The organism is Streptomyces sp. CA-294286 (assembly GCF_050947155.1).
GTDB lineage: Bacteria > Actinomycetota > Actinomycetes > Streptomycetales > Streptomycetaceae > Streptomyces.
This window is the reverse complement of the sequence record NZ_CP192005.1, coordinates 553,649-566,487: the sequence shown is the minus strand read 5'-3', so window position 1 is coordinate 566,487 and position 12,839 is coordinate 553,649. Positions and strand designations below refer to the sequence as shown.

Here is a 12,839-nt window from a genome sequence, read left to right as displayed (position 1 = left end):
TGTCGCCCGGCTGTCCGCCGGCTCCGTGCCGCCGGGGCGCGGTCGGCCGAGGGCTCAGTGGCGCCGCGACAGCGCGAGCACGGCCAGGGCTATCGCGGTGCCTTCGCGGCCGAGACGCTGTGCGTAGCGCCGCAGCATCTCGTTCTCCCGGGCGAGCGGTGACATCGGCCGGCCGGAGGTCCGCCGGACCAGCTGGACGTCCCGGGCCCGCCGTGCTCGCCGGAGCACCAGAGCGATCAGCTGGTCGTCGAGTTCGGCCAGCTCGACGAACTCGTCCAGCTCTTCGGGGCCTGCCTGGGCACAGTGCTCGTGCGGCTCGACGAGGTCGGTGAGTCGGTCGGACCCGGAGCCGTCCACCACGGTTTCGGACATGCCGCCGATCCTGCCTTCGCCCCGTTCCGTAAACCCCTAGAGCCCGCCGTCGGGCGCCGAGCGCCGGGGGACCGCCGCGGCCGGCCCGCGACGGGTGGAGCGCCCCCGCTGCCCCGTCCTCCGGGCAGGAACTAGGGATTTTCCTGGCGCCCCCGACCGGAGACTTGCCGCTGGTCTGCAGGTATGCGCGCTTTGCCGCGCCTGATCCCCTGCTGTCCGCCGGGCTTCCAGATGGGTTGAGTTGATATGGGCAACGAGCAGAAACTCCGGGACTACCTCAAGCGGGCCAGCGCCGACCTCCAGCGCTCGCGGCAGCGGGTGCACGAGTTGGAGACGGCCGCCGTCGAGCCGATCGCCATCGTCGGCATGAGCTGCCGCTACCCGGGCGGCGTCGCCTCCCCGCAGGACCTGTGGACCATGCTCGTGGAGGAACGGGACGGCATCACGGGGCTGCCCGCCGACCGCGGCTGGGAACTCGACCCGTCGGACGGCCCCACCGACGTCCGCGGCGGGTTCCTGCGGGGCGCCGCCGACTTCGACCCCGCCTTCTTCGGCATCTCGCCCCGCGAGGCCCTGTCCATGGACCCGCAGCAACGGGTGCTGCTCGAAGCGTCCTGGGAGGCATTCGAAGGGGCCGGCATCGACCCGCTCGCCGTGCGGGCCACCCGTACCGGCATGTTCGTCGGCGCGATGCCGCAGGAGTACCGCACCGGGGCCGACGACGACGTGCAGGGATTCGTCCTGACCGGCAACGCGACCAGCGTCATCTCCGGCCGCCTGGCCTACGTCTTCGGTACGGTCGGCCCCGCCGTCACCGTGGACACCGCCTGCTCCTCCTCGCTCGTCGCCCTCCACCTGGCCGCCCAGTCCCTGCGCTCCGGCGAATCCGAACTGGCACTGGCCGCGGGCGTCACCGTCATGTCCAGCCCCACCACCTTCGTGGAGTTCGCCCGGCAGGGCGGCCTGGCCGCCGACGGCCGCTGCCGTTCCTTCGCCGACTCCGCGAACGGCACCGGCTGGGCCGAGGGCGTGGGCGTGCTCGTCCTGGAGCGGCTCTCCGACGCCCGCCGCAACGGACACCGGGTGCTGGCCGTGGTGCGCGGCTCCGCGGTCAACCAGGACGGTGCGTCCAACGGCCTGACCGCCCCCAACGGGCCCTCGCAGCAACGGGTCATCGAGCAGGCCCTGCGCGGGGCCCGGCTCTCCGCCGACCAGGTCGACGTGGTCGAGGCCCACGGCACGGGCACCACCCTCGGCGACCCCGTCGAGGCCCAGGCGCTGCTCGCCACCTACGGCCAGGACCGCGACGCCGCACGACCGCTGCTGCTCGGCTCGGTCAAGTCCAACATCAGCCACACCCAGGCCGCCGCCGGCGTCGCGGGCGTCATCAAGACGGTGCTGGCCCTGCGCCACGAACTGCTGCCCAGGACCCTGCACGTGGACGAACCGTCCACCCACGTCGACTGGTCGGCCGGCGCCGTACGGCTGCTCACCGAGGCCACCCCGTGGCCCCGGCGCGAAGAACCCCGCCGAGCGGGTGTCTCCTCCTTCGGCCTCAGCGGCACGAACGCGCACGTCATCATCGAGCAGGCCCCCGAGGACACCGCCGCCCCCGAGCCGCGGACCCCCGGGACGGCCGACCCCGGTCCGCTCCCGTGGCTGGTGTCCGGCCGCACCCCGCAGGCCCTGCGCGGCCAGGCGGCCCAGCTGCGCGAGTTCCTGGCCGCCGAGCCGTCGCACCCCGACACCGACCTCGCGTACTCCCTGGCCACCACCCGGGCCGCACTGGAACACCGCGCCGTGATCACGGCCGCCGACCGGGCCGACGCACTGGCCGCGCTCACCGCGCTCGCGGACGACGACGGTGCCGGGCGGGGCGGCCTCGTGCGCGGCACCGTCCAGGGACGCACCCGACTCGGCTTCCTCTTCGCCGGGCAGGGGTCCCAGCGGGCGGGTGCGGGACGGGAGCTGTACGGCCGGTTCCCGGTGTTCGCGGCGGCGCTGGACGAGGCGCTGGAGCACCTGGACCACGGGTTCGACGTGCCGTTGCGCGAGGTGCTGTTCGCCGCCGAGGGGAGTGACGGGGCGGCGCTGCTCGACCGTACCGGCTATGCCCAGCCCGCCCTGTTCGCCGTGGAGGTCGCCCTCTTCCGGCTCGTCGAGTCCCTCGGCATCACGCCCGACTTCCTCACCGGGCACTCCGTCGGTGAGATCGCCGCCGCGCACTGCGCCGGGGCGTTCACCCTCGCCGACGCGTGCACGCTGGTGTCCGCGAGGGCCCGGCTGATGCAGGCGCTGCCCGAGGGCGGGGCCATGGCGGCTCTTCAGGCCACCGAGGAGGAGGTGCTCGCCCGGCTCACCGACGGCATCTCCGTCGCCGCCGTCAACGGACCGGACTCCGTCGTCGTCGCCGGAGACGCCGACGAGACCGCCGCCGTCGCCGCGCACTTCGCCGGGCTCGGCCGCAAGACGAAGCCGCTGCGCGTCTCGCACGCCTTCCACTCGCCGCTGATGGAACCGATGCTGGCGGAGTTCCGCACCGTCGTCGCCGGACTCGACGCGCAGGCCCCGTCCGTCCCGGTGATCTCCACCCTCACCGGCGTCCCCGCCACCGAGGGCCAGTTCGCCTCGCCCGACTACTGGGCCGACCACGCCCGCCGCACCGTGCGCTTCGCCGACGCCCTCACCTGGCTGACCGGCCACGGCGTCGGCGCCTTCCTCGAACTCGGCCCCGACGGCGTGCTGTCCGCCCTCGCCCAGGCCGCCGCCGAGGAGCCGGTGGCGAGCCCGCTGCTGCGCCCCGGCCGCCCCGAGGCCGACACCCTCACCGAGGCCGTCGCCGCACTCCACGTGCGCGGCATCGGCGTCGACTGGGACGGCTTGTTCGCCGACACCGCGGCCCGCCCCGTCGACCTGCCGACGTACGCGTTCGAACACCGATCCTTCTGGCCCCGCACGGCCCTCGGCCGCCACGCGGGAGACGTGCGCGGCGCCGGTCTGGGCGCCGCCCACCACCCGCTGCTCGCCGCCGCGGTCTCCCTCGCCAACTCCGACGGCCTGCTGCTCACCGGCCGCCTCTCCCTCCGCTCGCACCCCTGGCTGGCCCAGCACGCCGTACGCGGCACCGTCCTGCTGCCCGGCACGGGCTTCCTCGAACTGGCCGTCCGGGCCGGCGACGAGGTGGGCTGCGACCGGGTCGAGGAACTCACCCTGGCCGCGCCCCTGGCCCTGCCCGAACAGGGCGGCGTGCAGGTACAGGTGTGGGTCGGCAGCCCCGACGAGAGCGGCCGACGCACCCTGACCGTCCACTCCCGGCCCGACGCCGGCCAGGACGCGGCCGTCGACGAGGAACAGCCGTGGACCCAGCACGCCGAGGGAGTCCTCGCCGCCACGGACCACCACCCGACGGCCGCGGACGAGCCCGCCGCCGGACCCTGGCCGCCGGCCGACGCCCGCCCGCTGGACCTCGACGGCCTCTACCCCCGGATGGCCGAGGCGGGCTTCGGCTACGGGCCGCTGTTCCAGGGCGTACGGGCCGCCTGGCGCTCCGGCGACGACGTGTACGCCGAAGTGGCACTGCCGCAGTCCACCGCCGCCGCCGACGCGTTCGGCATCCACCCCGCCCTGCTCGACGCGGCCCTGCACCCCTGCGCCTTCCTCGACCTGGGCGAGGACGGGCGCGGCGGACTGCCCTTCGCCTGGCAGGACGTCACCCTGCACGCCACGGGCGCCACCGCCGTACGGGTCAGGCTCTCCCCGGCCGGTGACGACGCGGTCGCGCTGAGCGTCACCGACACCGAGGGACGGCCGGTCGTCACCGTCGGCTCGCTCGTCCTGCGCGCCCTGCCCGAGACCGCGGCGGACCCCGCCGACGCGCTCGCCCGCGAGGCCCTGTTCGAACTGCGGTGGACCCGCCCGCGCGGCACCACCGCGCCGGCCGCCGCGCCGTCCGTCGCCGTCCTCGGCGAGGACCCGTACGGCCTCGGTGCCCCCCTCGTACGGGCCGAAGGCGCCGCACCGCCCGCCGTGGTCCTGGCGCCCGTCCTCGCGGCGACCGCGGGCGACCCGGCCGCCGCGGCGCACACCCTGACCGCGCGCGTCCTCCGGCAGCTCCAGGAGTGGCTCGACGACGACGCCACCGCGGACTCCCGGCTCGTCTTCGTCACCCGCGGCGCGGTCGCCGCAGAAGAGGACGAGGGCGTCCGCGACCCGGCGGCGGCGGCCGTCTGGGGCCTCGTACGCTCCGCCCAGGCCGAGCACCCCGGCCGGTTCGGCCTGCTCGACCTCGACCCCGGAGCCCCCGCCGCCGTGCCCCCGCAGGCCCTGACCGGGGCGGAGCCGCAACTGGCCGTGCGGGACGGCTCCGCGCTCGTCGCCCGGCTCGCCAGGGCGCGCCGGGAACCGGCCGGGGCGTCCCTCGACCCCGAGGGCACCGTCCTGATCACCGGCGGCCTCGGCGGCCTCGGCAGGGCCCTGGCCCGCCACCTCGTCACCCGGCGCGGCGTGCGCCACCTGCTGCTGGCGAGCCGGCGCGGCTCCGCTGCCGAAGGCGCGGCCGAGTTCGCCGACGAACTGGGCGCGCTCGGCGCCCGGGTCGCCGTCGAGGACTGCGACCTCACCGACCGGGCCGCCGTGGACCGGCTGCTCGCCGCCGTGCCCGCCGCGCACCCGCTGACCGCCGTGGTGCACGCCGCCGGAGTCCTCGACGACGGCGTGGTCACCTCCCTGACCCCCGAGCGGATCAGCGCCGTCCTGCGGCCCAAGGCCGACGCCGTCTGGCACCTGCACCAGGCCACCCGGCAACACTGCCCCGACCTGGCCGCCTTCGTGCTGTTCTCCTCGCTCTCCGGCTCGGCCGGCGCCCCCGGGCAGGGCAACTACGCCGCAGCCAACGCCTTCGTCGACGCCATGGCCCACCTGCGGCGCGCCGCAGGGCTCCCCGCCCGCTCGCTCGGCTGGGGACCGTGGGCCCCCACCGCCGGAATGACCGGCGGGATGTCGGAGGCCGACCTGGAGCGACTCGCCGCCCGGGGCACGCCCGCCCTCACCGAGGAGGACGGACTCGCGCTCTTCGACGCCGCCCTCGCCGTCGACGCGCCCGTCCTGCTGCCCGCCCGGCTCGACCTGCCGGTGCTGCGCGCGCTGGGTGACGTACCGCCGCTCCTGCGCGGACTCGTCCGCACCCCCGTCCGACGATCCGTCGTCGCGGGCTCCGAAGCCGCCGCGGGACTCGTCCAGCGGCTCGCCCGGCTCGACGGGCCGGACCGCACCGCGGTCGTCGTCGACCTCGTCCGCGCCCAGGTCGCCGCGGTGCTGCGGCACGGCACACCCGAGGACGTGGACCCGGTACGGCAGTTCCAGGACCTGGGCTTCGACTCGCTGACCGCGGTCGAACTGCGCAACCGGCTGCGCGCCACCACCGGACTGCGCACCTCCGCCACCGTGATCTTCGACTACCCGACGGTCACGGCCCTCGCCGGGCACCTCCTCGACGAACTCATGGGGGAGCGCGGCGCAGCCGCCGTGGCCGCCGCCCCGCGCACCGCCGCCTCGGACGACCCGATCGTCATCGTCGGCATGAGCTGCCGCTACCCGGGCGGGGTCGCCTCGCCCGACGACCTGTGGCAGCTGGTGCACGAGGGCACCGACGCCGTCTCCGGCCTGCCCACCGACCGCGGCTGGGACCTCGACGCGCTCTACCACCCGGACCCCGACCACCCCGGCACCGCGTACACCCGCTCCGGCGGATTCCTGCACGAGGCGGCCGAGTTCGACCCGCACTTCTTCGGGATGAGCCCGCGCGAGGCACTGGCCACCGACGCCCAGCAGCGACTGCTGCTGGAGGCGTCCTGGGAGGCCATCGAGCGCGCGGGCATCGACCCGCTCTCGCTGCGCGGCTCGCAGACCGGCGTGTTCGCGGGCGTCATGTACAACGACTACGCGGCCACCCTCACCGACAGCCGCTTCGAGGGCCACCAGGGCAGCGGCACCGCGCCGTCCATCGCCACCGGCCGGGTGTCCTACACCCTCGGCCTCGAAGGCCCGGCCGTCACCGTGGACACCGCCTGCTCCTCCTCGCTGGTCTCCCTGCACTGGGCCATGCAGGCGCTGCGCGCCGGTGAGTGCTCGCTCGCCCTCGCGGGCGGCGTCACCGTGATGTCCACCCCGACCTCCCTCATCGAGTTCTCCCGTCAGCGCGGCCTGTCCCCGGACGGACGCTGCAAGGCGTACTCCGACGGCGCGGACGGCGTCGGCTGGGCCGAAGGCGTCGGCATCCTCGTCCTGGAGCGGCTCTCCGACGCCCGCCGCAACGGACACACCGTCCTCGCCGTGGTGCGCGGCTCCGCCATCAACCAGGACGGCGCGTCCAACGGGCTGACCGCCCCCAACGGTCCCTCCCAGCAGCGCGTCATCCGCCAGGCCCTGGCCGGCGCCGGTCTGCGGACCACGGACGTCGACGTCGTCGAAGGACACGGCACCGGCACCACCCTCGGCGACCCCATCGAGGCCCAGGCGCTGCTCGCCACCTACGGCCAGGACCGCGACGCCGAACGGCCGCTGCTGCTCGGCTCGGTGAAGTCCAACATCGGCCACACGCAGGCCGCCGCCGGTGTCGCGGGCGTCATCAAGATGGTCATGGCGCTGCGCCACGAGACCGTCCCGCGCAGCCTGTACGCGGACGCACCCTCCCGGCACGTCGAGTGGCAGACCGGAGCCGTCGAGCTGCTGGCCGAGGAGACGCCCTGGCCCCGGACCGGCCGACCGCGCCGGGCCGGCGTCTCCTCCTTCGGCATCAGCGGAACCAACGCCCACGTCATCATCGAGCAGGCGCCCGCCCTGCCCGCCCCCGCCCCGCGCGAGGAGTCCCGGGTCACCGCCTGGCCGCTGGCCGGCCGGACCCCGGCAGCGCTGCGCGACCAGGCCGTGCGCCTGCGCGCCTGGGCCGAGACGCACGCCGACCTGCCCACCGACGACATCGGGCTGTCCCTGGCCACCACCCGGCCCGCCTTCGAGCAGCGCGCCGTGGCCGTCGGCAGCCGCACCGAGCTGCAGCGCGCCCTGCGCGCGTTGGCCCGCGGCGAGAGCGACCCGGCACTGTGCGAAGGCGGGAGCGGCAACGGCGTACTCGGTCTGCTCTTCGCCGGGCAGGGCTCCCAGCGGGCGGGTGCGGGACGGGAGCTGTACGGCCGGTTCCCGGTGTTCGCGGCGGCGCTGGACGAGGCGCTGGAGCATCTGGACCACGGTTTCGAGGTGCCGTTGCGCGACGTCGTGTTCGCCGCCGAAGGCAGTGCTCAGGCGGCGCTGCTCGACCGTACCGGCTACGCGCAGCCCGCCCTGTTCGCCGTCGAGGTCGCCCTCTTCCGGCTGATCACCTCGCTCGGGGTGCGCCCCGGGCCGCTGCTCGGGCACTCCGTCGGTGAGATCGCCGCCGCGCACTGCGCCGGGGTGTTCACCCTCGCCGACGCGTGCACGCTGGTGTCCGCAAGGGCCCGGCTGATGCAGGCGCTGCCCGAGGGCGGGGCCATGGTCGCTGTTCGGGCCACCGAGGAGGAGGTGCTCGCCCGGCTCACCGACGGCATCTCCGTCGCCGCCGTCAACGGACCGGACTCCGTCGTCGTCGCCGGGGAGGAGGACGAAGTCCTCGCGCTGGCCGCGCGGTTCGCGGCCGAAGGCCGCAAGACCAAGCGGCTGCGGGTCAGCCACGCCTTCCACTCGGCTCGCATGGAGCCCGTGCTCGACGCGTTCCGCGCCGTCGCCGAACAGCTCACGTACACCGCGCCCGTCCTCGACGTGGTCTCCAACGTGACCGGCCGCATCGCCGCGGCCGGAGAACTGTGCACCCCCGGCTACTGGGTGGAGCACGTCCGCCGCGCGGTCCGCTTCGCCGACGGTGTGTGCGCCGCCCGCGCGGCCGGTGCCGCCACCTTCCTCGAACTCGGCGCGGACGGCGTACTGTCCGCCCTCGCCCAGGACGTCATCGGCGACGACGCCGTCGCCTGCGTCCCGCTGCTGCGCACCGGCCGCGACGAGGAACGGAGCGCCACCGCCGCGCTCGCCCGGCTCCACGTGCGGGGGATCGCCGTGGACTGGGCCGCGTACCACGCCCGGACCGGCGCGCGCCGGGTCGAACTGCCCACGTACGCCTTCCAGCACGAGCGCTACTGGCCCGAGCGGACCGCCGCCACGGCCGCCCCCGGGACCACCGGCCCCGCCGACACCGCGCTGTGGGGAGCCGTCGAGCGCGGCGACGCCGACGGCGTGGCGGGCATCCTCGGCCTGCGCGACGAGCAGCACGCAGGTCTCGCCGCGCTGCTGCCCGCCCTGTCGACGTACCGGCTCCACCACGCCGAGCGGACGCTGTTGGATGCCGCCCGCCACCGCGTCCAGTGGCAGCAGGTCCGCGCCGCCGCCGCCCCCGTCCTGGACGGCACCTGGCTCGTCCTGACCACCGACGCCGTCGAGGACACCGCACTCCTCGACGCCCTGCGCGGCCACGGCGCCCGCTTCACCCGCCTCGTCCTGGACGCCACGCGCCCGGACCGCGCCGAACTCGCCGCCCGGCTCGACGAGGCGGGGGAGCACCACGGCCTGCTGTCGCTGCTGCCCCTCGCCGACACCACCGACACCACCGACCCCGTCGGCGCCGACCTGCCCGCGGGACTCGCACTCGGCGTGGCCCTCGCCCAGGCCCTGCACGACAACGAGAGCACCGTTCCGCTGTGGACCGTCACCCGTGGCGCCGTCTCCACCGGCGGCTCCGACCCCGTGACCCGGCCCCTCCAGGCGGCCGCCTGGGGCCTGGGCCGCGTGGCCGCCCTGGAACGCCCGCACGCCTTCCACGGGCTGCTCGACCTGCCCGAGACGTTGACCGCGCCCGCCGTGCAGCGCCTCGTCAGCGCGCTGGCCACCGCCCCGGGCGAGGCCGCCGAGGACCAGCTCGCCCTGCGCGGCAGCGCCACTTACGCCCGCCGTCTGGTGCGCGCTCCCGCCGCCGAGCTTCCCCAGGACGGTGCTTTCACCGCCTCGGGCACCGTGCTCGTCACCGGAGGCACCGGCGCGCTGGGAGCGGAGGTGGCCCGCTGGCTCGCCAAGCACGGAGCCGCCCACCTGGTCCTCACCAGCCGACGCGGCCCGGACGCACCCGGAGCTGCCGAACTCGCCGCAGAAATCCAGCAGTTGGGTGCCGAGGTCACTCTCGCCGCCTGCGACGTCGCCGACCGGGACGCGCTGGCGGCCCTGCTGGACTCCGTACCGGCCGAGCACCCGCTGACCGGGGTGATCCACGCCGCCGGGCTCGGCCAGGCCGCCCCGCTCGCCGCGACACCGCTCGCCGACGTACGCGCGTACGCGGCCGCCAAGCTGCTCGGCGCGGCACACCTCGACGCCCTCCTGAAGGACCGGGACCTGGACTTCTTCGTCCTGTTCTCGTCCGTCGCCGGAGTCTGGGGCAGCGCCGGGCAGAGCGCGTACGCCGCCGCGAACGCCTACCTCGACGCCCTCGCCGAACACCGCCGCGCCCGCGGCCTGAACGCCACCTCCCTGGCCTGGGGCCCGTGGGCGGAGGCCGGCATGGCCACCCACGAGGCCGTCTCCGACAGCCTCGCCCGCCAGGGGCTGCGCTTCCTGGCGCCCGCCACCGCCCTGGCCGAACTGGGCCGGGCGATCCTCCAGCGGGACACCGCCGTCACCGTCGCCGACGTCGACTGGGCCACCTACGTCCCGGTCTTCACCGCGGCCCGCCCCAGCCGCCTCTTCGGCGAACTGCCCGAGGTCCGCGCACTCGCCGCCGCCGCCCCGAAGAACGAGGCCACCGCCTCCGAGTTCGTCCGCGCGGTGCGCGCGCTGCCGGAGCCCGAGCGGGACCGCAAGCTCGTCGACCTGGTGCGCCGCGAGGCGGCCACCGTCCTGGGGCACGCCTCCGCCGAGTCCGTCGCCCCCACCCGCGCCTTCCGCGACGCGGGCTTCGACTCGCTGACCGCCGTCGAACTGCGCACACGGCTGGCCACCGTCACCGGTCTCGCGCTGCCCAGCACCATGGCCTTCGACCACCCGACGCCGGTCGCCCTCGCCGCCTTCCTGCGCGGCGAGATACTCGGCTCGGCCGACGCCCAGGCAGCCCCGCGGGCCGTGCTCGCCGGCCGGTACGACGAACCCATCGCCATCGTCGGCATGAGCTGCCGCTTCCCCGGCGGGGTCCGCTCCCCGCAACAGTTCTGGCAGCTGATCGCCGACGGCGTGGACGCCGTCTCCGAGTTCCCCGTCAACCGCGGCTGGCCCGAGGACCTCTACGACGCCGACCCCGACGCGGGCGGCAAGACGTACTCCGTCCGCGGCGGATTCCTGCACGACGCCGGCGAGTTCGACGCCCAGTTCTTCGGCATCTCTCCGCGCGAGGCCCTCTCCATGGACCCGCAGCAGCGGCTGCTGCTGGAGAGCACCTGGGAGGCGTTCGAATCGGCGGGCATCGACCCGGCCGCCGTGCACGGCAGCGCCACCGGCACCTTCATCGGCTCCACCTACCAGGAGTACGGCACCGGAATGGACGACGCGTCCGCCGGACACGCCGTCACCGGCACCAGCCCCAGCGTCCTCTCCGGCCGCCTCGCCTACCTCTTCGGCCTCGAAGGCCCGGCCGTCACCGTGGACACCGCCTGCTCCTCCTCGCTGGTGGCCCTGCACCTGGCCTGCCAGTCCCTGCGCAACGGCGAGAGCTCCCTCGCGCTGGCCGGCGGCGCCACCGTCATGACCAACCCCGCCCCGTTCATCGCGTTCAGCCGGCAGCGCGCACTGGCCGTCGACGGCCGCTGCAAGCCCTTCTCCGAGGCCGCCGACGGCATGACCCTCGCCGAAGGCGTCGGCGTCGTCGTCCTGGAACGCCTCTCCGACGCCCAGGCCAACGGCCACGACGTACTGGCCGTGGTACGCGGCTCCGCCATCAACCAGGACGGCGCGTCCAACGGACTCACCGCCCCCAACGGCCCCTCCCAGCAGCGCGTCATCCGCCAGGCACTCAGCAACGCGGGCCTGACCGCCGCCGACATCACCGCCGTCGAGGCCCACGGCACCGGCACCGCACTCGGCGACCCCATCGAGGCCCAGGCCCTCCAGGCCGTCTACGGACAGGGCCGCCCCACCGGCAATCCGCTGCTGCTCGGCTCGGTGAAGTCCAACATCGGCCACACCCAGTCCGCGGCCGGCGTCGCGGGCGTCATCAAGATGGTCATGGCGCTGCGGGGCGGCGTGCTCCCGCAGACCCTGCACGCCGACGAGCCGTCCTCGCACATCGACTGGAGCGACGGCACCGTCGCCCTGCTGACCACCCCGACCGCCTGGCCCGCCGACGAGCGCGCCCGGCGCTGCGCGGTGTCGTCCTTCGGAATCAGTGGCACGAACGCGCACGTGGTGCTGGAGGAGGCGCCGGGGACCGCGGGCGCGCCCGGCGAGCCGGAGCCGACCGGGGCCCCGGAGGCCGCGGACGGCCGCGCACTGCCGGCCGTCCCCGGCACCTCGTCCGTCACCGACCCGGCCGCCGCCGAGCTCGGCGCGGAGGCACCCACCCCGGACAGCGCCGTGACCCCCTGGGTGCTGTCCGCAAGGACCCCCGGCGCCCTGCGGGCCCAGGCCGCGCAGCTCGCCGCACACCTCGACCGCCGGGGCGCGGAGGCCGGAGCGCGACCGGCGGACATCGGCCACTCCCTCGTCGGCACGCGCGCGCTGTTCGAACACCGCGCCGTGGTCCTCGGCGACCGCACCGGCCGACTGCGCACCGAACTCGACGCCCTGGCCGCCGGGGACTCGTCCGCCGCCGTCGTCCACGGGACCGCCGACCTCGACGGCAAGACCGTGTTCGTCTTCCCCGGACAGGGCTCCCAGTGGGTCGGCATGGCCGCCGAACTCCTCGACCAGTCGCCGGTGTTCGCCGAGCGCCTGCACGAGTGCGCCGCCGCCCTGGCGGTCCACACCGACTGGTCGCTGGTCGACGTCCTGCGCCGCGCGGAGGGCGCGCCCTCCCTGGACCGGGTCGACGTGGTCCAGCCCGCGACGTTCGCCGTCATGGTCTCGCTCGCCCACCTGTGGGCCTCGTACGGCGTGACCCCCGACGCCGTGCTCGGCCACTCGCAGGGCGAGATCGCCGCGGCCGCCGTCGCCGGGGCCCTCACCCTGGAGGACGCCGCCCGCGTGGTGACCCTGCGCAGCCAGGCCATCGCCCGCGGCCTGGCGGGCTCCGGCGGCATGGTCTCCGTACCGCTGCCCGCCGAGGAGATCGAGGAACGTCTCGCGGCGCGTGGCGGAGGCATCTCCGTCGCCGCCGTCAACGGGCCCCGGACCGCGGTCGTCGCGGGCGACCCGGAAGCCCTGGACGCGCTCGTCGAAGAGCTCGCCGCGGAGGGCGTACGGGCCCGCCGCATCGCGGTCGACTACGCCTCCCACTCGGCGCAGGTCGAGCAGTTGGAGGACGAACTGCT

At 75.7% G+C, this 12,839-nt stretch carries 2 protein-coding genes (1 of these 2 cut by a window edge); one reads left to right on the top strand and one right to left on the bottom strand.

The window, feature by feature from the left end; all coding sequences use genetic code 11:
* Positions 1–54: 54 nt before the first annotated feature.
* A complete protein-coding gene (locus ACQPZG_RS07345) occupies positions 55–372 on the bottom strand; it encodes a chorismate mutase (protein ID WP_433545015.1) in 318 nt (105 codons plus the stop codon).
* A 246-nt stretch (positions 373–618) separates the two neighbouring features.
* Between ACQPZG_RS07345 and ACQPZG_RS07340 the strand changes: the two genes are divergently transcribed.
* Positions 619–12,839, top strand: partial view of a type I polyketide synthase gene (locus ACQPZG_RS07340; protein WP_433545014.1) — the 5' portion only. It continues 16,684 nt past the right edge of the window; 12,221 of the gene's 28,905 nt are visible here — the first part of the coding sequence; the start codon lies at positions 619–621; the stop codon falls past the right edge of the window.